Annotated in this window: 11 protein-coding genes; 10 read left to right on the top strand and 1 reads right to left on the bottom strand. The window is 33.9% G+C overall.

Annotated elements, in window-relative coordinates:
• The first annotated feature begins 27 nt into the window (after positions 1-27).
• The 10 genes from ACWPWS_RS18445 to ACWPWS_RS18400 all read left to right on the top strand — a co-directional run bounded on the left by ACWPWS_RS18445 (position 28) and on the right by ACWPWS_RS18400 (position 23,218).
• Positions 28-708 (top strand): hypothetical protein, encoded by a 681-nt coding sequence (locus ACWPWS_RS18445; protein ID WP_098972134.1) that lies wholly within the window; start codon positions 28-30, stop codon positions 706-708.
• The gene (locus tag ACWPWS_RS18440; RefSeq protein ID WP_454047501.1) at positions 683-5,869 is read left to right on the top strand and encodes an Eco57I restriction-modification methylase domain-containing protein; all 5,187 of its coding nucleotides are present in this window, start codon (positions 683-685) and stop codon (positions 5,867-5,869) included. The genes ACWPWS_RS18445 and ACWPWS_RS18440 overlap by 26 nt, the downstream gene beginning before the upstream one ends.
• 294 nt (positions 5,870-6,163) lie before the next feature.
• A complete protein-coding gene (locus ACWPWS_RS18435; protein ID WP_098972130.1) occupies positions 6,164-7,186 on the top strand; it encodes a type IV toxin-antitoxin system AbiEi family antitoxin in 1,023 nt (340 codons plus the stop codon).
• Entirely contained in the window at positions 7,176-8,018 is an 843-nt protein-coding gene (locus tag ACWPWS_RS18430) for a nucleotidyl transferase AbiEii/AbiGii toxin family protein (protein ID WP_098972129.1), read from the top strand. The genes ACWPWS_RS18435 and ACWPWS_RS18430 overlap by 11 nt, the downstream gene beginning before the upstream one ends.
• Positions 8,018-10,030: a methylation-associated defense system DNA methyltransferase MAD2 gene (gene mads2, locus ACWPWS_RS18425; RefSeq protein WP_098972127.1), complete on the top strand. Its 2,013-nt coding sequence runs from the start codon at positions 8,018-8,020 to the stop codon at positions 10,028-10,030. The genes ACWPWS_RS18430 and mads2 overlap by 1 nt, the downstream gene beginning before the upstream one ends.
• Before the next feature lie 5 nt (positions 10,031-10,035).
• Positions 10,036-11,457, top strand: a complete 1,422-nt coding sequence (gene mads5 / locus ACWPWS_RS18420; RefSeq protein ID WP_098972125.1) for a methylation-associated defense system restriction endonuclease subunit S MAD5 — start codon at positions 10,036-10,038, stop codon at positions 11,455-11,457.
• A complete protein-coding gene (mads6, locus tag ACWPWS_RS18415) occupies positions 11,442-15,581 on the top strand; it encodes a methylation-associated defense system protein kinase MAD6 (RefSeq protein WP_098972123.1) in 4,140 nt (1,379 codons plus the stop codon). Before mads5 ends, mads6 begins: the two co-directional genes overlap by 16 nt.
• Positions 15,582-15,583: 2 nt before the next feature.
• A complete protein-coding gene (gene mads7 / locus ACWPWS_RS18410) occupies positions 15,584-17,140 on the top strand; it encodes a methylation-associated defense system protein MAD7 (protein ID WP_454047500.1) in 1,557 nt (518 codons plus the stop codon).
• 109 nt (positions 17,141-17,249) lie between these two features.
• Positions 17,250-22,529 carry a methylation-associated defense system ATP-binding protein MAD8 gene (gene mads8, locus ACWPWS_RS18405; protein WP_228426233.1) on the top strand — a complete coding sequence of 1,760 codons (5,280 nt, stop codon included), beginning with the start codon at positions 17,250-17,252 and terminating at the stop codon, positions 22,527-22,529.
• A 5-nt stretch (positions 22,530-22,534) separates the two neighbouring features.
• Complete coding sequence (locus ACWPWS_RS18400) at positions 22,535-23,218, top strand: PP2C family protein-serine/threonine phosphatase (protein ID WP_185117690.1); 684 nt, start codon at positions 22,535-22,537, stop codon at positions 23,216-23,218.
• 427 nt (positions 23,219-23,645) lie between these two features.
• Here ACWPWS_RS18400 and ACWPWS_RS18395 read toward each other — a convergent pair whose 3' ends face one another.
• Positions 23,646-24,872, bottom strand: coding sequence for a site-specific integrase (locus ACWPWS_RS18395; protein WP_098972089.1), 1,227 nt, complete (start codon positions 24,870-24,872; stop codon positions 23,646-23,648).
• Positions 24,873-24,944: the final 72 nt, after the last annotated feature.

Genomic DNA, 24,944 nt, shown 5'->3' with positions numbered 1-24,944 from the left:
TTTGCCGCTTTTTTAAAATCTACCCATATGAAAATAAGTTTAATACTGCCATACTTGCTTTTTCTTTTCACTATCAGTTCCTGTCACAAAGAAATCAAATCCGAGAAAGGCGGAATTGATTTGATTTCCAATGTCTATTTTAATGCGTCCAAGGGGCTGGACAACATGCAGAGTTTTCATGTATCGAAAATAAATTATTCTCAGGATCAGCTTATAGAATATGTTCCTGACCTTTCATTTCCTGAAATTAACAGACAGGTGTATTATATCAGGGATTCACTCTGTTATCCCATTGACCTCATGGAGCGTAATCTCATCTTTTCTGATCTTTCCAGGAAACAACAGCCTTTTCTGGTTTGGAAAAAGAAAGAAGGAGCTGTGTTTTCAAAAGAATGGATTCCCAACTACAGGAACAGAAGAAATCTGCCAGACACGGTTTTATTCCATAAGAAATACAAACGTTTTGAGATTAATTCTCCCTGGACGTACACAAGATTTTATATCTATCCGACAGACACTATTTTACCTTATTCGCTGTACAGACATGCCGAAAAGGATTATCATGGACGGTTGGAACGTATTGATTCTTACAATAAAAAAGAGGACGTTTTTGTAACGCTTCAATTACTGCCCAGAAAAAACTGGGATGATACTGCGAAAGAACTTTTTGAATTTAATCATTTTGAAAAAAAACGGGAAAGTGAATGAAAATCAGCTAGCATATAATATCGATGATATTTCCGTAATAGAAGGGAATAAAAATGAACTGATTGTTTTTAACAGCAGTAAGGACAGGCATTCATTCCTGGAACTGCTGAAATTAAATAATCAGAATAATAACAGAACCCTTGTTGCCATTCATTCCGGTGCAAATACCAAAAAGTTTATTAACAGGTATCAGAACTATGAGGGGAAAATATTCCTTTGCCTGGATGGAGATCGGACAGGAAATATGATGACCCTGAAAATCCTTAATGAATTAAACGGGAAAAATATAAAGGACATTCGTCCCTTATATGGAATCTCAGAAAACGGTAATCAAAGCCTAAGTGAGTATTTAGAAAACAAACTAGATCTTCAAAATAAAAATACTATTTTAGTCGAACCAAAAAATTCAGAAGATGCAAACCTTAATAATAAACGAAACGGAATTCCCAACACTCAGTACGTGGGATCCGAACTTTCTGAACGAAATTCTGGAAAGCCTCTCCAAAGCAGCCAATCCGAGCAAAACGGAAATCACCCGGGAGGACAAGCTATGGGCAGCCACCATGCTGGAAATGGATTTGAAGGCACAAAGCGGAGCGATTCTGGAAACAGAGGAACAAGAGAAAGATCCAATGACAGAGCACAACCGCAGAATGATGAAGAAAATGAAGGAAGAAAACATTCCGTGGGCGGAATCGTATCCGGGAGAACTTTATCCAATAGATCAGGATTAGATTTATCCAATAAAAATAATGAGGATTTAGATATTCTCATTTCAAAGTATAGAGGTCAGAAGCTGACCAACGAGCAAGTTGCAGAAGTGGTTTCCGCAGCTTGCTTTGTTTCGGGGAATCACAAAATTTCTCTAAATGAAAATCTTAGCCCTACTGATGAACTGAAAGATATTTGTAGGCAGTTCAAAAGCGGTGGAACAGCGAAAGAAGGCAGAGGGATTTTAGATGAATACTACACCGATTCAAGGATTGTGGATGCCGTCCGCAATTTAATCAAAGACCGATTTAAAAGCCGTCAGGAAATTTCAATATTGGAACCCAGTGTAGGAACAGGAAACTTTCTCCATGCTGCAAAAGATTTGGGTATAAAAACCAGTATTACGGCTTTTGAAATCAACGAAACCACAGCCAGAATAGCAAAAATCCTTCATCCCGAAGCTGATATCCATCTTCGTTCCTTTGAAACGGAATTTATTGATGAGAAAGGTGGCAAAAAAGGATTTTCCGAAAAATATGATCTGGTTATTGGTAACCCACCTTACGGAGAACATCGGGGATTATATAAAGGTTTGGGTGAAGAGCCGAAAATCTCAAAATATGAAGATTATTTTGTCAAACGTTCTTTAGATTCCTTAAAACCCGGTGGCATTTTGGCGATGGTACTGCCTTCGGGCTGGCTCAACCGTCAAAACCAATTGAACAATGCCGAATTAATGAAGGGATACCGCTTGCCCAGCGGTGCTTTTGCCGGAACTGCCATTGGTACGGATATTATTATTCTAAGAAAAGACCCTCAGAAAATTTCCACAGATATTTCCAGCTATTTTGAAATTAATCCGGAAAAAATTCTGGGTGAAACCCGGCAGAAAACCAATCGGTTTGGACGTCAGGAAAACTATATTCACGGAAATTTAGAGGATGCTTTAATAAGAATTGACCAGCTGAGAGGCAAAAAAGAAACCGAAAGAATCGGGAATCTTTTTGAAGATTTATTCCTGGAAGCTGAAGAAGAACCTAAAATCATCTTAAAAAATAATGAAACGGAGACCCACCAGGAGGGTATTGTAGATTCTGAGCCTGGTGAGATAAATCTTACTGAAGTCCAGGAAAAGGTTGAACAGGTACTTTCATCACTTAATTCTGTAAAATTCAAATCTCCGGCCGTTATAAAGGAGATTGAGAAGTATGCTAAGATTCAATCCCAAATTGCCAGCGAGCCAAAGAAATTCGATCAAAGCCTAATTGATGAAATCCTCCAAAAAGCGAAGAAAATTATTCAGTCTCAAAATGAAAAAACTACAGAGTATAGAATTCAGACCAAACCGGAGCTTAAAAAAGGAGTTCTAAAGTATCAATTCCTCAAATCCGATGATATTGTAAATACATCACTTCAAAACAGCTCTGAGCTTTCAAACGAACAGGTCGAAGCTTTCAGGGAGACCTCATATGACGGAACTTTACATAATCGAGGAAAGCACTATCAATTTGCCAACTATATAGACGGAAAATGGGTACATGATTTTTACTATGCCGAAGGGAATATTTGTGCAAAGTTGGAACAATTGGAAAGAGACTTTGCAGATAAATATGCTATTGGGGGAACGGAAAATCAATACGAAAAGCAAAAATTCTTATTAGAAAGCGTTTTACCCAAGCCTAAATCCCTTGATGAAATTTATATCAGCCCTAACCATGAATTCATTCATCAGTTTAATTTAGGGACTATTGAAAGGTTACGATATAATTCAATTACAAAAAGCACAGAGCCGGTCATTGAAAATTATACACTAGCAGAGAAATTTAAGGATTTTGTAAGCAGTTTACCCAGCGATGCCTTTGCGGGGTCATCGTCATGGGAAGTCCGAGGCTTTGTGGATAATGAAACCGTTACGGGAAGCGATAAAGAAAGAAATGCTCTCGTCCGTGAAAGGAGAAAAGCTGCTGCTAACGATTTGTTTTATAAATTTTTGAGAGAAGAGTTATCGGATGAACTAAGACAGCGTTTCGTAAATGACTTTAACAGAAACTATAATAATATCCATGTTCCTGATTATTCCAAGTTTCCGCTGTTCTCTAAAATTCATCTTAATTTCAAAGGAAGAGAACTAAAACTAACGGAAGTTCAGAAAGCTGGAATCGGAAGACAAACCACAAAAGGAGTTGGATTATTAGCTCACGAGGTTGGTTTTGGGAAAACTTTATCCGGAATCTTATCTATGCACGAAGCTATGGAGCGTGGAAATGCAAAAAGACCTTTAATTGTTATTCCCAACGAGAGTATTCTCAAACAATGGGTGGAAACAATTTTTGAAACCATTCCTCATGCGAAAGTGAATATACTGGGAAACCTGGGTAAAGACTATGATCTCTCAAAGTTTGATAATAAGGACGGAGAGATTACCATAGTTACCTATGAAGGCTTTAATAATATCGGTTTTTCTGAAAATATTACCCAGGAGCTGGCTTCCCGATTTTCTTACATTTCAGAAAGTGAACTAAAAAGTGTTAATTCCATTAGCGAAAGGGATTTTCAGAAAGAACTGGAGAAAGAAAAAGAACTGGAGGGAAAAATGAAACGTGGTAAAATCTATGATTGGGAAGATTTTGGCTTTGACCATCTTACTTATGATGAAGTCCATAATGCCAATCATATCGTAGGGAAGGTTAGAGTAGAAGACCGTAGATTTGCTTCGGATTTCAGGAGCCAAAACCAGCAGACCTCAAAACTGGGAATCAATACCTGGATGGCGGCGCAATACATTCAGGATAAGAATGATGGCAGGAATGTTACACTGCTTTCTGCTACCCCTTTTACAAACAAGCCTTTGGAGTATTATTCCATTTTATCCCTGATCGCTAATAAACGCTTGGAAGAGTCCGGTTACTTCAATGTCAATACATTTTTTGAAACCTTTATGGAGGCAGATAATGATATGGAAATTGATGCTAAAGGTGATGTGAAATTCAAAGCGAATGTCCGTAGGTTTAAGAATAATTCTTTGTTTCAGCAGCTGCTTTCTGAATTCATTGACATCAAAGGAGAAGAAGACAACCCAGAATTGAAGCGTCCCAACAAAATCAATAAAGAATACAAGATTGAACAGAATGACCTGACGAAAGAGCAATATGATTTGCTTAATGAAAGCTTTAGTGAAACGGAGAAAGGAGCGATTCTTACCCATATCCTTAATGCAAGGTTGATTGCCATTTCTCCGTATTTGTCACCTTATTATGATGGAGAAGAGCCTTCTCTGCAGGAATTTATAGAGAACTCTCCGAAGCTAAGGCAGATGATGGAGCTGATCCGGCAGAATAAAAAAGACATTCCGGATTCAGGACAGATTATTTATTCAGAACTAGCAGTTGCAGAATTTCCTAAATTGAAAGAATATCTTGTACAGAAAATTGGTTATAAACCTGAAGAGATTGGAATCATTACCGGAGCAACAAGTAAACCTAACAGGTTAAAAATCCAGGATGATTTTAATTCTGGGAAGATTAAAATTATTATAGGCAGCGAAGCCATTCAGGAAGGAATGAACCTTCAGGAAAACACAACCGATCTTTATCTGCTTTCTTTACCGTATAATTTTACTTCTTTACGACAGGTGGAAGGAAGAATATGGAGACAAGGGAATAAAAATGAAAATGTGCGAGTCAATTTTATGCTAACCAATGACAGTATTGATGTCTTTATGCTTCAAAAATTGCAGGCTAAACAGGCACGATATTTAGAAGCCATGAAAAAAGGGGCGGATGTATTGGATGTTTCGGATATCAGTACCCAGGAGCTCAAGACATCAATCATTACCAATCCGGAAACAAGGACTAATATTGAGATTGAACTGATGAAAAAACGGATTGAAAGTGAGAAAAACAAACACCTTGCGGATAGTGCCTTTGTATTAAGGAAATACGAGGATTTTATCAAAGTTCAGGAGGGAGTGACCAAAGCAGAGTATAGTTATAACAGGATTTTAGGGTATTCTAAAGAAGAAGGAGAGGACTCAGAATATTGGAAAAACCAGCTTCCGTCGTATCAAAAAACGATTGATCTCGCAAAAGATGAGGTTCAAAAAGCAATCCAGAATTTAGCTGAAAAAGGAGTGAATGTTACAGAAATTGAGAAGCAAACAAGGGCTACAGAGGATAAAATAGCGGAGCTGGATAAAAAACTGGAAGAGCTTCCGGAGATAAAAGATAATTTAATTACTCAATATACGGAGGAAAAAGCAAAGCAACTCAAAATGAATGAGCTTATAAATTATGTAAAAGAAAGAGCAGATGAAAATTTAATTCTGCATAATGCTTTACTGAAAGTAAATACTGCTGATTATATGGCGATTAAAAATTCTGTCGACGTAATACTATTACCGAGAGAAAGCATAAATCTGGAAAATGTATCGACTGTGGGAAGAAAAAGATAGTGTTAAATATGTAGAGATTCTTTCACTTCATCTTTTTTCAGGTAATTAAGTTTCCTTGTTTCCAAAATCAATATAAAACAATTTACCAGCTAACGACCTTTTGGAGTTTCTTTCACAATAGCATTTCTAATTCTGATATTAGTTTATTCAGCTTTTTACCCGAGGCACAGGTGTGAATTAGGAGGAATAGTTGTTTGCTAATTGGATGAAAAAAAAGAAGAAAGGCGGTAGAAAAATTTAAAGTACTTTTCTCTCTAAAAGTTTGTTTAATCTATTTTTGTTCACTATTTTTGAATGTTCATTCCTGCTGAACGCTTAATTTTATTGAACAAGAAAATGTATAGAGATAATGATTTTGTTTATGAAGCTGTTGCTTCATTAGAAGAAATAACAGGCCTTCCTATTGCCATTGAAAGTTTTAGGGAAGGCTATGATGTAGTGCTTCAAATCAATGAACAAACATTTTATTGTATTGCAAAGAAAAATGCAAAAAATGCAAATTATGGAATCATTATGTCTAGTTTGAAAGAAATTAATCATGCAAAAAGCAATGTAGTCATTGCTGACTACTTAACTAAAAAAACAGCATTAGAGCTTAAAGAAAATAACATCAATTACTTAGATGCTTCCGGAAATGCTTTTTTAAAAGCTAACAACTTCTTTATATATATAGAAGGTAAGAAAGGAAAAATAAATAAAAAAACTAATCAAACCCGAGCATTTCAAGAAGCGGGATTAAAACTACTACTACTACTTGTCTCTAATCCTGAAACACTACAATTTTCCTATAGAGAATTGGCAGAAAAAACAGGGATTGCTTTAGGATCTGTAAGTAATATTTTAAAAGAATTAGAAGAAAGCCACTACTTGTTAAAAACAAGAAACAAAAGAGTTCTAAAAAATCAGGATGAAATAATTGAGCGATGGGTAATAGCATATAATGAGCTTTTAAAGCCTCGCACTTTTAAAAGAAAAATGCGGGCTTTAGGAAATGAGTTTAATACAAATAATATTATAAATAATAATATGAAACTCTATTGCGGAGGCGAGCCTGGTGGTGAACTTTTAACCGGACATTTAAAACCAAAGGATTATATTATATATACAGACGAAGAGATAAGCAAAGTTGCAAAAGATTTGAAACTTGTTCCGGACGAAGCAGGAAACATTGAATTGTATAGCAGATTCTGGACAGATAGTCTTTATTTAAAAAATGAAAATGCTGCTCCTCCTTTGGTTGTATATGCAGATTTATTAGGAACCGGTAATAATAGAAATATAGAAACGGCTAAAATTATTCTAGAGAATGGATTATAACATATCAAGTGAAAAACTGGAGCATCCATTATTAAAAAAATTGTTGACAGAATTAATCCCTGTATTTCAAAAATTGGAAATCAAATTTTTCGTCATCGGAGCAACTGCAAGGGATATCATTATGGAACTTCACGGAGAAAGATCTGGTAGAAGAACTCAAGACATAGATATTGCCATAGCTGTGGATAAATGGGAGGAATTCAAAACTATTGAATACGAAATAACGCAACTGCCTGATTTTAAAAAAGATCCAAAACAGCAACAACGGTTTTTATATCTAAATGATTTTCAATTAGATATAGTTCCGTATGGTGGGATTACAACTGCTGAAGACAAAATATTCTGGCCGCCTGACCAGTCTTTTGCAATGACCGTATTGGGTTTTGAAGAAGCAGAAAAGGATTTGGTCAGGGTTAAGATAGATGACACATTGGAGATTGATATTGTTTCATTGGCAGGAATTTTTATTTTGAAATTGGTTGCTTGGAAAGACAGGCATCATAAAGGTAATAAAGACGCGGATGATATGGGATTTATTCTATTGAACTATCTCAATATTCACGAAGAAAGAGCCGCAGCGGAGTATTACGAAGAAGTGTATGATATAAAAAATTTTACTATAACAAAAGCTGGAGCAGCTCTATTAGGTATAGATATCAATATGCTCTTATCTGACAATGAAGATAACAAAGCAAAATTAAAAGCGATTATGGAGAAAGAAATAAATGCAAAAGAAGACAGTATTTTATTCAATCAAATACTAGAAACAAATCATATCAAATTTGAAGACATACTATGTTGCTTTCAAATTCTTAACCAGAAAATAAAATAATGGGAATCAATAATACAATAGAACAAATATTAGAAGACAATCAAGTGATGTGTATTCTTACGGAAAAACCGAGAAAAGCAACATCACAGGAAAATAACCTACAGTCCATAATCCGTATGCTTAACGAAGAGTATGGTTTTGATCTGACCGATATGGAACGGGATTTTAATATTATTTATACCGATCCGGATACCGGAAAAAATAAAAAACAAAAGATTGAACTCGTTATTTTTGAAAAAGGGAAATCACACGAACAAGATCAAATTATCCGAATTGCTATTGTACAGGACGAAAAGATAAAGGAAAACGACAAGAAAAAAGGCGTAACTATTACGTTGGAGAATGCTTTGGCTGCCGCTGATAATTGTGAATTCGGATTATGGACAAACGGCACGGATATCAAGTATTTACAAAAAGAAGATGACGAGATAGGTTTTGATTATACTTTTACCGATTTATCTGATTTCCCGGGATTGGGCGAAACCCTAGATGATTTAAACCGTGGAGACCGTTCGCATAGCCGTAAGCCTGCAAACGATTCGTTAATCAAAGTTTTTAAGCGTTCGCACGATTATATTTATGGAAATGAAGGTCGGAAGAAAGATGCGTTTTGGCAATTGCTCTATCTTATTTTCTGTAAATTGTATGATGAGAAAAGACGTTTTATGCCTCAGCCAGACGGTATTTCTTATCGTCGTTATTTTTGGGTGGGTGTAAAAGAACAAAATACTGTTGAAGGTAGAAAAGCCGTTGCAGAAAGAATTAAGAAAATTTTTGAAGAATTAAAAACAGAAGGCACTTTTTCGGATGTATTTGATGGGAATGAAGCAATAGAATTAACCGACAAAGGAATTGCATTTATTGCAGGGGAATTGGCAAAATACTCCTTCCTTGATGCTTCTGTAGATGTAAAAGGTTTAGCTTATGAAACCATTGTAAGTAATACCCTGAAACAAGAAGCTGGTCAGTTTTTCACACCTCGCAACATCATCAAAGCGATGGTAGAAATGATGAATCCAAATGAAAATACACGAGTGTTGGATCCTGCCTGCGGTTCGGGAGGTTTTTTGGTCATGGTATTGGATCATGTTCGCAAACAAATAGCAGAAAAACTATATCCAGAAATTACGGATGAAGTATTACTTGCTGCAAAATATAACACCTACGAAGTAAACGAAAGAGTTCGCGAATATGCAGAAAACAGCATATTCGGTTTTGATTTTGATCCGGATTTAAAGAAAGCGGCTCGAATGAATATGGTAATGGCAGGTGACGGACACGCTAATATTTTTCACGTCAATTCTTTGGCTTATCCTAACTGGGAGCATCCTACAGAAATTGAGAAAATTGAAAAAGCAATCAATCGGAGTTTAAAGGCAATGAAAGATAATGAGGGTATTTACGGTAATAGTGCCAGAGGGAAATTTGACATCATATTTACCAATCCTCCATTTGGAGCAAAAGTAAAGGTCGATGAAGATATTGCGATTCATTATGAATTATCCAAATATTCTAATGCCCCAGAAGTGTTGTTTATAGAAGCCTGTTACAATTTTTTGAAAGAAGACGGAAAAATGGCTATCGTATTGCCAGATGGTATTTTAGGTAATCCCAATACCTTGCCTGTTAGAGAATGGATATTAGATAAGTTCAAAATATTAGCTTCGGTAGATTTAGCTGTGGAGGCATTTCTCCCACAAGTTGGCGTACAAGCCTCTCTTTTGTTCTTACAAAAGAAATCTGCCAATGAAAGAAATATTGCCCACGAAGGAGAAGAAGATTATGACGTATTTATGGCAATAGCCGAAAAGTTAGGAAAAGACCGAAGAGGTAATCCAATCTATTTACGAGATGAAGATGGAGCTGAAATTATTTTCCCGGTGGAGAATAAATATGTAGCCTATCGACCGGAAGATGGGAAGCCAATTGTAAAAACTCGTGTTGAAAAACAACGGCTGTTGGATGATGATTTGCCTAAAATTTCAAAAGCATATTTAGAATTTTTAAAATAGATAAAATGGAAGTAAGTCAGGTAAAATCCAGAATAATTATAGGTAACTCTCATATTCTTAAACCAAGCTATCATATGAATTATGGTAAGATAAGAATAGAGAAAGCAATCTATAATGAATTTCCTTTTGATAGTTTAGGAAATGTGTCTGCTTCTGTTTTTACGGGAGGTATATTCAAAAGAATGTTTGTTGATGATACAAAATATGGATATCCATATATTTCTGCGCAACATATGATGAATACAAACCCTCTTGATGTAGCGAAGATAATTTCTAAGAAATATACACCAAGACAGGAAGAAATGAGTCTGAAAGAAGGTCAGATTTTGGTGAGTTGTGCTGGAACAGTAGGTAATGTGAGACTTATAACAAAAGATTTAGAAGGCGTAATAGGTTCTCAAGATATTATTCGAGTAAATCCAGATGATACAAAATTACCTTATGGCTATCTATATGCTTATTTAGCTTCAAAAACAGCCTACAATTATATGCAATCATATATTTACGGTTCCGTTGTTCCCCGAATTGAGCCTAATACATTATCTAGGTTACCTATTCCTATCTTATCAGAAGAAAAACAACAGCAAATTCATCAGCTTATAGTGGAGGCATCTGAATTAAGAGTTGAAGCGAATAGATTGTTGAATAAAGTTGAAGCCTTTTTAAAGAAAAGCCTTGATTTGCCGAATTTAGAAAAAGAGGATTACGAGTATTTCGGTAATCATGCTATTGGAAGAGATGTTTCAACTTTTGTTAGAAAGGCCAAAGAAATTACTTCTATTTCTATCAATGCATTTAACTATTCAAAGAGAATTGAGAAAATTATTAATACAATTCAAAAAAAGAAATATTTGAATTTAGAGAATTGCTTAAATCAAAATAAATTCTTTTCCACAGGTTCATTTAGGCGTTTAGAAACAAACTCCATAAATGGGATCAAACTACTTAATCAGTCTGATATTTTTGATATTCACAAGAAAGGGAAAGTATTATCTCGCCATTTTGTGGGAAATGTCAAGTTGGTTGAATATGGAGAAGTTCTAATAGCAGGAGTTGGAACTTTGGGAGAAGGAGAGACTTTTTGTAGAGCAATTTTTGCAAACGAAGAATTAGAGAGCCAATTAATTTCAGGAGAATTTATAAGAATGAAAACTAATGAAGAAATTCCTTCAGGATACTTGTTTGCTTGGCTTAATTCTGATTACGGCTTCCGATTGATTAGATCAACGCAAACTGGCACAAAACTTTGCAGACCAATCCCAAACCTATTGGCAAAAATACCTGTCCCGCTAATGGATATAGATCAAATGAATTATATAGACAAGAATGTTCGTAAAGCTCACACAGACTTTTACGAAGCTATTGTCAAAGAAAACCAAGCCATTGCTTTAATAGAAAAAGAAATTGACCTATGGCAAGTATCATAAAACCGCCTTATTTCGAATCGGTCGTTAATGCCGGGGAAAAGAGATTGCTAGATTATCTGGAGATACATCTTCCGGATAATTACTATTTAATCCCAAATGTGGAGATTGCTTCTACCAATCCCAAAAATAATCGTATCCAATACTGGGAATACGATTTACTTGTGGTAGCTCCGCATGGTATTTACAATATTGAAAACAAAGATTGGAAAGGGCGTATTGAAGGAGATGACCATTATTGGTATCTGAATGATAGACAAATGCCTAATCCGCTAAAAACAGGTAGGCAAAAAACAGCGATATTAGCATCCAAACTTAAAGAAGCCAACTTTGCTTGGGGAAAAGCGTGGATTCAAAATATGCTTACCTTTTCTTTTGACAATACTTATCCTCCTATTATTTCCCACGAAGCACAAAAGCTTACCTTTGGATTAAACAAGAAATTGACTCATTTTATTACCGATCCGTACAGCATTGGCAAATCAGAAGATGATATTGCTGACATTCAACAAGAAATAATGCAATTCTTAATCGGTCAGCAATCCAAGAAATCTCCAGAACAAAAAAGAGAAATTGAAGGTTATGAAGTGTTGGAAATCATTCAGCAGGAACCAAATTTTACGGAATATTTGGTAAAACCAAAAGGTGTTACTTCGGTACGTCGTAGAATTAAAGAATATGCTTTGCAGGTAAGCGGTTTATCTGCCGAAGAACTGAAGAAACGGGAAGATAAAATCAAGAACCAATATCACGCACTCAATAAGTTAAAAGCGAAACCATTTATCCTGAATGTAGAGTTTCGCATCGACGAGGTCAATCATCTCTTCTATGAAATTTCTGATTTTTTGGAAGAAAACTCCTTACGTTCAGAAGCTCGTGTCAAAACCTTTACATTCAAAGAAAAGATTGATATCATTAACAATGTAATTGTGGCATTAAAAGAAGCCCATAAAGAGAGTATTTTTCATAGAGATATCAATCCGGATAATATTTATTTGAGTAGTGGTTATGCTTATCTGGGTAATTTTGGTAAATCTTATTTCATTGATCACAGTGAAGAAGGATATACCGTTATGCCAACCATCAATCAAAATAACGCAACAGCTTATCATCCTTTGGAACTGACTGTGAATGATGCCAGTGCGGTTTCGGATATTTATTCATTAGGGGTTTTGATCTATTGGTTGTTTACGGACAAAGAACCATTCAAAACGCCTTACGATTTGGATAAAATGGGTGGTAAACTGAAAGCAGATTTACTCCCAACATACATCAATCCCAACTTGCCTAAATGGATTGATGAAATCTGCTCACAAACCATTTTAACAGATGACTTAAAACGAATTGAAAGTGTAGAAACCTTACAAGATATTATCGCCAATGCCATAGAAAGCAAATCTATTGCAGATGCATCACCTGTGATTGCTACTGTTGTAAAACCATCAACTTTTGAGGAGTTAAAAGAAGGTGATTCTATTGGCAGTTATTCAATTCACAAAGTATTGGGTAAAGGAGGTTATTCTAAAGTATTTAAAGTTAAACATCGTATTCAAGACGTTTATTATGCTTTGAAACTCTTTAATGAAAGTGTAAACTTCAGTTCTGTAAAAGATGAATACGAGGCATTGGTGAAATTGAATCATCCCAATATAGTAAAATTCAAATGGAATGATGAAGCCGCTTCGGGGCAGTTTTTTACTGTAATGGAATATTTGGATGGGGAGAATCTAAGTGATTATGCTCGTACAGATGCCAAACTTCCTATTCATAAGATATATCAAGTGGGTAAAGAGATTCTTTCTGCTTTGGTAGATATGCAATCTAAAGAAAAACCTGTTATACACCGAGATATCAAACCGCAAAATATCATTTGGGATAAGGGAGAACGCTTTGTCTTAGTAGATTTTAATGTAGCTTCTTCTACTTTGAAAAATAGTGAATTTGTTGGAACAATTCCCTATTTAGCGCCCGATCAAATCATTGATAACTATAAGGTAAATTGGGATTTATCTACAGATACTTTTGCACTCGGCGTAACTTTGTATGAGTTGCTTTGTAAACAATATCCGTGGCATCCTTCAAAAACACCTATGGCAAGTAGGCAGCCGAATAATCCTAAAGAAATTGAACATCGAATATCGGATAAGTTTGCTTCCTTTTTATTGAAAGCTATTGCTACCGATGCTTCACAACGCTTTCAAAGTGCACGGGAAATGTTCGATGCATTGATTGCCATTGAAGATCAGATTTTAGAAGATATTGCACCGGAAACGAAATCAAAAGATACGACGACTATAACAACCGATGTTGATATTATTCAATATATCAACTCATTGTATAGCCAATCGAAATATGGAAATTTTGGAACAAGAGTAAACAGCAATGCGCATCAATTGGATGAACAGACGTACACACCTACCAAGCTGGATAAAAGTCTTATTCCGGCTATTGTAGATGGACAGTACAAACTGCTTATTATTACGGGAAATGCAGGAGACGGTAAGACTGCATTTATTAAGAAGATCGAACAACACCCTTCCGTAAAAGATGTTGAACATTTTGCGCATCATAATGGAGCGAGATTTAAAATAAATGGCATAAGTTATGAAAGTAACTATGACGGTTCTCAAGATGAAGAAAACAAAATAAATAATGACGTTTTAGAAAAATTCTTTCAACCTTTTGAAGATATTAAGCAGTACACTCAAGTAGCAGAAGGGCGTATCATTGCGATAAATGAGGGACGCTTAGTCGAGTTTTTAAAGACTTCTAATAAGCATCATAAATTGGCTAAGTTAATCGAAGATTACTTTTACGAAGAAGGTCATACAGAACTTCCAGAAGGTATAATGATTGTCAATTTGAATCTTCGTTCTGTGGTTGCGGATGATTCGGGGGAAGGTAGTTTATTTAAAAATCAAGTAAAAGCATTGACACAAAAATCACTGTGGGCAAAATGTGAAACTTGTGAATTAGCAAAAGATTGTTTTATTAAGTACAATGTTGATACCTTAAACGATTCGGCTTCTGGAGAAACAGTCATCAATCGTTTAGAATGGTTGATCAGAACCGTTAGTTTAAAACGCGAATTGCATATCACAATGCGTGATATACGCTCTTTTATAGCCTTTATGCTTACTCGTGATGTTTCTTGTGAAGAAATATCGCAGATAGAATTGTTAAAAGGTTCAAACCCTGAAAAATATTGGCAATATTATTATTTCAATATCACCAATCCTATTTTGGAAGATAATGGAAATAAGGATCGCCTAATAAAGCTTTTAAGAGAAACAGAGGTTGGCGAAGTTGCGATTCCACATTTGGACAGAGAGTTGTTTTTTAGTAATCATAATCCAAAAGACTATGTTGTATTTGCGGAAAGAGAATCTAATTTATTAGATAGTTTTAACGAACAAAAAAACTTTATTCCAGCACATGAGCAGACTCCAGAATTGATTCAAACGATAAGGGAAAAGCATAAAGCGTTTGTTAGGCATCATTATTTTGAAGGAAAAACAAGTTGGTTTAAGGAAGATATCTCTACAGAAGAAACTACTGAAAAACTGACTAATAAAGGTTTAAAGCCTTCGTATTTATTACGTTTACCTTACAAATCTATTTTTGACTTCGTTTCTATATTGTCCCAATCTACAATCGAAGAAACAACAAAACAGGTAATTTCAAGAGCGGTCTCTTTAAACGAGGGATGTGATAATGATTCGTTGGATAAAGAAAATCTAATTCTTGCTTCGACCGATGTAAAAGATGTTCGAGGAAAATCTTTTAAAATGTTTCCCTTAGGCGATTTTGAACTGATAGTAAATCGCACAGACCATTTGATTAAATATCTGGAATACGAACCGGATAGCTTAATTTTTAGGCATAAAATAAATAAACATATTGAGTTAGCTATTTCATTAGATTTGTATGAAATGCTTTACTTTATTAAGAAAGGTTTTAGCCCTTCGTTGAATGATTTGCGAGGTAAATTCATTGAATTGATTGTGTTTAAAAACCTATTAGAGAATCTGAATTACGATGAGATTGTAGTAACACCAGATAATCTTCTATTTTATTCGATCAAAAAGAATCATAACAAAATCGCTATTAAAAAATTAACCTATTAACTATGGCAATCAAACTAAACAAACAGGAAAGTACATTTAGAAATGAACTCCTTTTTACGGCTGATGCCAAAACGATTAGAATAGATAATACCTTGGTCAATCTTTTTATGCTTTTAAAGCATGAAGGCATTCGTCCTAAACAACGAACAAGAAGGGGTGACAGTGTTTTTATTGAACTTGATAAACTAAAAAACATTTTCCAAAAACTGGAAGAAAGTAATGAATTGGAAGGTTTTAAAGAAAATCCCGAAGCGGTAGAGCTTTGGTTACGTACCAATCTTGTCAATATGGTAAACCGTGGGAATTCTGAAAAAGAAAAAATATCTTCGTTAAGACCTATCCATCTTGAAAGTTATCGGGTAAGAAATGTTCCCAATACAAGAGATTATTTTACAGCAGATCAAGTTTACCTGATGTTAGGACAAAACCCAATTGTAAAAGAAGATCTTCGGAATTTTTTAGCTGAGGGATGGGATAAAACAACCAACACATTACTTCAATCAAAAGAATTGGACGTAGATAGTTTGGGAATTTTATATTTGATAAAGAATGTGAATCCTGGCTTTATGGAGAGTAACACAACGCTCAATAAAGTAAAACCTCTTTTAATAGAACAAGCAGAATTATTTTGCGATGATGTTCGAAGATTGTTGGTGTATAAATCCAAAATCCCGAGAAATATTTTGATTGATTATCTGAAAACAATTACTTCATTTCACCTCGCTTTGTATATAAATAAAGTCATTTATTTATTGCCAAAAATGATTGAGGTGGGAACAAAAGATGTTGTTGATGATTGGAATATTGTGATTGATGCTACAGACGATTTTGAAAGTAAAGTTTCTTCTATTGCAATAGCTGAAGCGGAAAAAACATATAATTCACTATACAAATACATCAAAGCTACATTTAAAATTAATAGTATTATCCAAAAACTAAAGTTAGACGAATCCAATTCGGATAGCATAGAAAAAGCGTTGGAAGTTCTTAAAAATGAGTTGAATCAATACGAAACGAAGTTTGAGGCGTATTGGGATATCGTCTATAATGAGCAAGACGAAGATGATAAAGACTTACTCGCCGAAATGGTAAAATATGAAACGACCTATTTTGATAGATACGTTGAATTACTTTTAAAAGTGAGAGGAAAACGCTTACATAAGGATCACATAGAATTATTAGACAGTTTATCACAAAAAAATAGCGAAAGAGGATTTTTAGCTCAAGGAAGAAGTAAAAAATATCCTCGAAGATATATGCTTGGAACCAGATTATTAGAAGCTTTGGTTCAAATACAGGTTTTGCATTTGGAAGGCGATAAGTTTATTACTCAAAGCTTGTCTATTGAAGAATTGATGAATAATCTGAAAGAACGTTATGGATTAATTATAAATGGATTAGAGGAAGAACGTTTTCAAAACACGGATCTTCATACTCACTTAGCGTTTAAAGAAAATGTAGAAGCCTTTAAAATAAAATTGAGGCAGATAGGCTTTTATAATGATTTAAGTGATGCATACATCCTGCAAAAAATAAGGCCTCGTTACGAACTATCATAATTAAAAAATAATGAACGTCAATATTTTAACACGTTACTATCAATACATCATCGAACTAATTGTAGAACTATACAAAAATGAGTTCGAGAATGCTAAACCGGGACATTGTATGAAAATTACAGGTCTGGGGAATGAGCAATTATTTTCGCTTTGGGAAGTTATTGCAACACATTTCAAGAACTTAGATACTTATATTGTTGATGAAACACAACAAGGTAATTATTATATTTCTGCAACGAAACTAATCGAATTGCGAAATCAGCAGAAAAAACCATTGCTTATTCTTGTTCCTTCAAATAGCAGAACCGCTGCAGAAGATTCTTATGGCAATGCTACGTTTAAAGAAATTTCTTTGGAACGCATAGAGCCTATTTTAGCTGCCAAACTTCAGAATAAAATTCCAGAGGAGCTGTCTGCATTTGTTCGCACCGTGATTAACTATATTGGTAACTCTAATCGAACAAGCTTGTTGAGCTATCTTTTAGCATTAGAAATGGAGTTATTTACAAAAGAAAGTATTGGGCGAAATCTGTTTTATTTAGACTTGTTGCCAGATCTTAAATTGGTTGAAGACGAGAATCTGATTCGTTCAAGACTTAATCTAAATATTACAAGTTGTAATATACTTGCATCTTTTAATAAACCTGTTTATGACCGAGTTGATGAGCTTCAAATAAAAAAAGATTCACTTCAAAAAGATTTTATACAGTTATTCAAAGATGAAGAGGATATTACTTCATTGAATAGGCTTGTAGCGTTAATTGGAGAAAAATACCCCAAATTATGGTTTGATAAATGGGAAATTCCAAGTCTTAATTTTAAAGAAGTAAAATTGGAAATTGTTGAAATTCGATCAACAGATTTTACTATTGAGGAAGGTAAAAAAGTTCTTCTATCTGATGGGACTTCTAACCCAAAAGTTACTATTCGTTTTAAAACTACACCTGAACCAAAAGATATTGAAGAATTGAAATACTTCAGGGTTGTTTTAATGGCTGTGGATGGTTTTTCAGGTCAAGAAATAATCACGATTAGAAAATTAAAAAATACAAATGCTAAACAAGCCTATCGAGAAGCTAAAATAGAACTCAATGCGAATAATATTGAGGAAGGTTCATATTTTTTTAAAGTATTAGCGGAAGATGAATTGGGGAATGTTTTAAATGTAAATGATGATTTTTATGAAGATTCGATACAACGAGAGTGGGAAGAGAATGAATTTTCTCCTGAAAGTAAAAAAGAACTTCGTTATAAATTGAAATGCGATTCGGAGGATTTCGACTATGCAGTTGACAGTAATACCGAAAAAGAAGAAACAATACGTAAAGATAAGTTGAACAATGTTCTTCAAGCATTTTTCAAATACAATATTGATGGTCTGAGACAAGACACTGTTATAAATAGTCCTACTCCAAGCGATCAATCTAACACTTGGCTAAATGATGATAAACTTAAATTATCATCTATCTTTCATATCAATTATTCAAATAAGCATAATTATCAAATTATGTTGTCATCAAAGCTAAGATTGATAGAAAATGAGATTCTGAATAATAGTCAACACTTTGGTTTTACGAACGTGACCATTAGTAATAATAACACTACGCTGGGATTACAAAATATTGAATACAGGATTAGTAGTTTGACAGATATAGCTCCAAAGAAGTTATTAGAATCACGAAAAGTTGTTTTTGAGAAAATCAAAAACTCAAATAATTCTGAGAACGGTGTGTTGGAAACTACAAATCTTTACGATTTAAAAGAGGATATTAATGCCTATTTAGAACATTACAATAATTGGTTAGTAAATCTTAATAAAAAGATTGAAAAATCCGAAGTTTCAGAAGAAGACAAGGAAAATATCAAGCTTCTTTACGCAGAAGTCCAGTTTTTGGATACGGTAAAAATTAAAACAAAATTACCAACTGAAGGTTCTGTTTCTGCGGTTTTATTATCGCCACTTCACCCACTTAGGTTGACTTGGTTTATGAATCTTATTGACCAATTCGAGGAATGGTTTAATAAGACACTTCAATATAATGACCATATCAAGGAATGGCAATCTTTGGAAAACTTATTTTTAGGAGAATTGATTCCGAGCAACAATCCATTGGTATTAGTTGATCCCAGTCAATTAATGAACTATGAATACCTTGGAGAACTAAGTTTCGGCTGGGGAATTTATATTAATGTATTTACACTGAATCCAAATGATTCGCTTGTTCCTATTTCACATCAATTAAAACACTATTTTAAACATTTATTGAATATTGATCCTGGAAATATCGTTCATAATGATGTTAGTAAAACATTAGTAATTAAACATCTAAAGAATTTTTTAATACAACATCCATATACAGATATGCTAATCATTAATTTATTTAATGTTGGTGATGCTGAGGTGTTTGCTGATGCATTTGTAGATGTGAGTAAGTATCCTGAATACTACAATACCAAGTTTGAAGTTCGAATTTTTGTAGGACAAGAATCATTGATTGAACACGGATTGGCTTTAAAAGCTTTACTTAATCCTGAAACAAACATTAGTGAAGAAGCCGAACTATTTTCTCAGCCTTCAAAAAATAGATTGTTTCCTAAATTGAGATTTTCTATTAACAATATCAATGATTTTGTACAAAATCCAGAGATTTACAATGCTCATATTAGTTTTTTAGTCAATCCATTTGCAACAAAAATCACTTTATACAAACCGTACAGATTCTATAAATCTGCTTATCTGAACAGCTTAATTATTGACCCAGCAACTGATGTTGAAATCATTCAGGAGCCTGAAAAAATAACTTGGAATAATTATGTCAAAATTGAAAATACAAAAGAAAATCTGATTAATAAACTTTACAATTCGTATCAGGTTTTTACGTCAGGTTCTTTGGCTTTCCATGCTACAGAGGCTGTTCCTGCTACACAATTAAGTTTGACGAACAGAGATCAAGTGTTATTAGCACATTTACACGAATATTCGGATTGGGTAATTACATTTGATAAAAACTTAGGTCCTCAAGTTTTTGATCAGCCTTCTGAAAATGGGAAAATTCCTTTTCTATTAGACTATGTTCCTGGCGAAGAAGTGTCGGGTATTTCCTCTTATCTTACCACTAAGCCTTCAAGTGAGATAATAGGATTATTAAGTCCTCATTTTGAATCTTTCGGATTAAATATGGAAAGTGCTGAAAGCCGAAGTAAGATCCAAACTATTCTTGAAGATTTAAGAGCAATCAGTAGTTCTTTGGTATTGCAACTAAACTCTTCAAAAAACAAAGCTTTTGAAGCTATAGGTACCGCTTTTTCTAAAAGAGTTTTGGAGAAAAAAGGTTTGTTGGAGAATGCATTTCTTATTCCGATTGATTTGCATCAAAATCTTTTTGAGAGCCTGAATACAAACTCTAAAAGTCGTGCAGACAATTTGTTTATTACGATAAACAAGGAGAAAAGAGAAATAAAAATAGCTGTTTTAGAAATAAAATGTAGAAGTTCTTTAGGAATAGCAGAACGAGAAGAATTAAAGACGAGAATGATTGAGCAAATTGATAATACAATTGCTACAATCAAATATCACTTTGATCCAAATGATTACAAGAGTAATGATCGTTTAGACCGTGAAATAAAAAACAAGGAATTAAAATCGTTATTCAGCTTTTATATTGAAAGAGCTTATAGATATAATTATCTGTCTGAAAATGCTTATAATAGCTATATTGATTTTATTCAAACTCTTAATAATGGATTTGAAATAAAATTCATCCGATTAGGATTTATCTTCGACTTTTCTTTTGAACAAAAACATCAAAAGCAAAATTTCGATGACAATACAACCATTTTTACTTTTGGTCATAAACTAATAAGTGATATTTTAGATCCGGATTCTGATTTGAATACTAAGAGATTGGAGGATACAGAACTTAATAAAGAATTGGTTTCTGCATTCGAATCTAACAACAAGTTAAAGCCATTTATACAGAAGTTTAAGTCAAAACTTAAGGTATCTTCTGACGAACAGAAAAAAGGCAATCAAGACATTCAGGACTCAACTGAAAAGGACGTAGAAGACTCTTTTGAAAAGGATAATAACGAATCTACAATTGACCGACCAACAGAATCTAACGAAGAGGAAAAGAGTAATCAAGTTGTTCCCGAAAAGAATGACACAACTTACAATACACCTGAATTTGATATTATTGTAGGAAAAAATAGCGTTTCTAATCAGTTTGGAATTATCGGTACATCAATACATAACAAAAAAATTGCTATAGATCTGTCCGAAACCAATACCATAAGTTTATTTGGAGTTCAAGGTGGAGGAAAAAGTTATACAATCGGTACGATTAGCGAAATGGTGTTAAAGCAATTTTCGAACATCAATAAGCTTCCTTCTCCTTTAGCGGGCGTTATATTCCATTATAGTGAAAGTATGGACTACGAACCGGAATTTACTTCGATGATTAATGCTAATACTAACCCAACTGAGTTAGAGAAATTAAAAGAATTATATAGTGCTGAACCAGATAAGATAGAAGATGTTGTTATATTAACTCCTTCGGATAAAGTTGACGAGCGTAGAGAAGAATTTCCATCGATTCAGGTTGAACCTATAGCCTTTAACTCTAAAGAGCTGAATGTTCAAGACTGGATGTTTTTATTAGGTGCAGTGGGAAACGACTCATCATATATTAAACAATTGAAATTTATGATGAAAGAACAACGTCGAAATATTACGTTGGAAGGATTAAGAGAAAGTGTGGAGACATCTGAACTACTTTCAAACACTCAAAAATCTTTAGCTAGGCAGAAACTTAGTTTTGCCCAAGAATATATTGATGATAGTTTCTTTCTTAAAGGAGTTTTGAAACCGGGGAGATTAGTCATTGTAGATTTACGAGATGAGTTTATTGTTAAGGACGAAGCGTTAGGGTTATTTGTGATTATGCTTAATATTTTTTCAGGGGTAAAAACTTTTAATGACAAGCATTTTAACAAGTTCATTGTTTTTGACGAAGCTCATAAATATATGGACAATAAGGACTTGACCAATAATATAGTTACAGCAATTCGAGAAATGAGGCACAAAGGAGTCAGTATAATGATTGCTAGTCAAGATCCACCAAGCTTACCAAATGAAATCATTGAATTAAGCAGTATTGTATTACTCCATAAGTTTAACTCTCCACAATGGTTAAAGCATATTCAAAAATCCTTGACTCAATTGAATAGTTTGACTTCTGCTGATATGAGTGTCTTGAAACCTGGTGAAGGCTTCCTATGGGCTTCCAAAGCATCTGAACAAAGTATAACAACAAAGCCGGTAAAAATAAGTACAAGACCAAGAGTTACTAATCACGGAGGAGCAACAAAAAAGGCCACAGGAAACTAATGAAAATGCAACAGATAACAGGAACAGGAAAAAGAGAAAGTAATCAAGATTTTATCTGCATTGACAAGTTAGAGTCTGGTGCTTCTTTTTTTCTTATTGCTGACGGTATGGGTGGTTATGATAGAGGAGATGAAGCTGCAAAGATTGTTTCTGAGAACATCTTTACATTCCTCAATTATGCTGACAACATCAATGAACAAAATATACAGCAAGCTGTTCAAAAAGCCAATTTGGCGATCAAACAATTCAATATCAAAAATAATATTAAATCTGGTGCTACGATAGGCGGTATTATTGTAAATAAAAATATCTCCCATTTTTTTTGGGTTGGAGACGTAATGGTTTACCTAGTAAGTAAGGATAAAGTTTTGTTTCAGACCAAGAGTCATACACTAATAAATAGCCTATTAGAATCCGACAGCATAAAAGAAGAGAAATCTTTAGAGCGATATAAACATATCGTAACTAGATCTATATCAGGAAAACCTTCTGAATCTAGTATCGGATATCAGTCCATCCGGTTTTCAGAAGATGACATTTTTATTATTTGTTCAGATGGGGTGCATAATACTATTTCTGTCGAACAGATACTTGAATATATTAAGAAAGGAAATGGCTTGCAAGAACTAGAAAGCCAATTTCTCAAAGAGGCACAAGATAATTATTCTGTTGTTACCATTGCATTTTAGGCATCCATCGATATGACTCATCGTTCATTAATTTGAATGGAATGTTATCAGCTTAATATTAGTCTGATAACGCTGCGTTTATACAAGTAATATCCCTTGTGTATTTGTGATGAGCTAAAGTGTAGAATCTTGAAAAATTGACCATAGTAATCTGTTCAAAAAAAAGGAAACACATTTAAAAAGAAAATAAAAAAAGACGATAAACACTGTTTACTTATCAGTCATTTTAATCTTTTGATTTTCCTTATAAAATTTAGTATTCAACCAATACAACTTTTTCCTGAAAACTTTAAAATAAAAAAGGACTCAGATTATGAAAATCCAAGCCTAACTTTTTAGCTTACACACTTTGTGGAAAAGTGTTTCTTCCAATTTAAATGCTTTTATTGCAATTGGAGGAAGAGTGGCAGTACTATGGTTTACATCTTCAACACACTTCTTTTTTTTCTTTTATCAATATTTTTTTTAATACCAGCATATCCTCTCCAATTTTTTTATCTTGTATTTTAGCATAATGCTGCGTCATTCGAATGTTGGCATGACCAAGCATTTTACTTACGGTCTCTAAAGGTACACCATTATTGAGGGTAACCGTAGTAGCAAATGTATGTCTTGCCGTGTGAAAAGTAATATCAAAATCAATTTCACATAAGTCTCCAATCTCTTTTAAATACCCATTCATCTTTTGATTGCTTAGTACCGGTAAAACAGTATTTTCATTTACACATTTCGGATGATTTTCATATCTACTTAAAATTTCCTGTGCTTCTGGTAGCAGGGGTATACTGGCTTCGACCTTTGTTTTAACCCTTTTAGTTTTTATCCATAACCCTGTATCAATTCCTTTTGTTATTTTATCTCTAGTAAGATTCTTGGCATCAATATAGGCTAAACCAGTAAAACAGCAGAATACGAAAATATCACGGACTACTCTTAATCTGTCAGAATTAAAATTCTTTTCACGGATTTTTTGTAGCTGAATATCAGTTAAGAATCTGACATCTACGCTTTCTATTTTAGATTTATAACCTATAAAGGGGTTTTTGCTAATCCATTCATTGTTGAGACAAATATTGATTATTTTTTGAAAATTTCTAATGTATTTTACAGCAGAATTATTGGAGCAGTTTCTAACAGTACGTAGGTAAAACTCATAATCTGCAACGAATCCGGGATTAATATGACGGACATCAATATCACTGAGATTAAATTTCCATTTCAAAAATGCCTGAGTATGTCGTAATGATGTTTCATACCGTTTCCACGTTCCTTTAGAAAATTCTCTATCTATAAGTTCCTTTACCTTTGAGTTGTGATCTTTAAAAGCTTCAATAAGAGTAACTTTTTTTTCTTCAATTCCTAAATATTTATTTCGAAGATTTTCACAAGTTATCTCTTTGCCTTCGTTATACAAGGAATTATAGCATTCAAATAATTTAGCTCTGAAGCTTTCCAGTAAGGAGTTTAATTGTTTACCATTGGGACTATTACCTGATACCTTTCCTAATTTTATACTCCATTGAGGAGTTTTTACCGTTTGTCCTGTTGAAATTTCCGTTCGTCTTCCGGCAACAGTGATTCTCATGTAAATTGTTGATAATTCAGGGTTGTTTTTTGCCTTTTTGGCATAAAACAGTAAGCTGTAGGTTTGCATAACATTTTAATTTTAAAGGTTAATAATATTGCTGAACCTTTAAACCTACAAGATGTTCAATCATTGAACAGG

This window comes from Chryseobacterium sp. Marseille-Q8038 (assembly GCF_965111995.1).
This window is presented reverse-complemented; position numbering and strand designations above follow the sequence as displayed.

Coding starts and splice junctions, on each gene's coding strand:
- ACWPWS_RS18445 (WP_098972134.1), top strand. CDS start 28: ATGAAAATAAGTTTAATACTGCCATACTTGCTTTTTCTTTTCACTATC.
- ACWPWS_RS18435 (WP_098972130.1), top strand. CDS start 6,164: ATGTTCATTCCTGCTGAACGCTTAATTTTATTGAACAAGAAAATGTAT.
- ACWPWS_RS18430 (WP_098972129.1), top strand. CDS start 7,176: ATGGATTATAACATATCAAGTGAAAAACTGGAGCATCCATTATTAAAA.
- mads2 (WP_098972127.1), top strand. CDS start 8,018: ATGGGAATCAATAATACAATAGAACAAATATTAGAAGACAATCAAGTG.
- mads5 (WP_098972125.1), top strand. CDS start 10,036: ATGGAAGTAAGTCAGGTAAAATCCAGAATAATTATAGGTAACTCTCAT.
- mads6 (WP_098972123.1), top strand. CDS start 11,442: ATGGCAAGTATCATAAAACCGCCTTATTTCGAATCGGTCGTTAATGCC.
- mads7 (WP_454047500.1), top strand. CDS start 15,584: ATGGCAATCAAACTAAACAAACAGGAAAGTACATTTAGAAATGAACTC.
- mads8 (WP_228426233.1), top strand. CDS start 17,250: ATGAAAATTACAGGTCTGGGGAATGAGCAATTATTTTCGCTTTGGGAA.
- ACWPWS_RS18400 (WP_185117690.1), top strand. CDS start 22,535: ATGCAACAGATAACAGGAACAGGAAAAAGAGAAAGTAATCAAGATTTT.
- ACWPWS_RS18395 (WP_098972089.1), bottom strand. CDS start 24,872: ATGCAAACCTACAGCTTACTGTTTTATGCCAAAAAGGCAAAAAACAAC.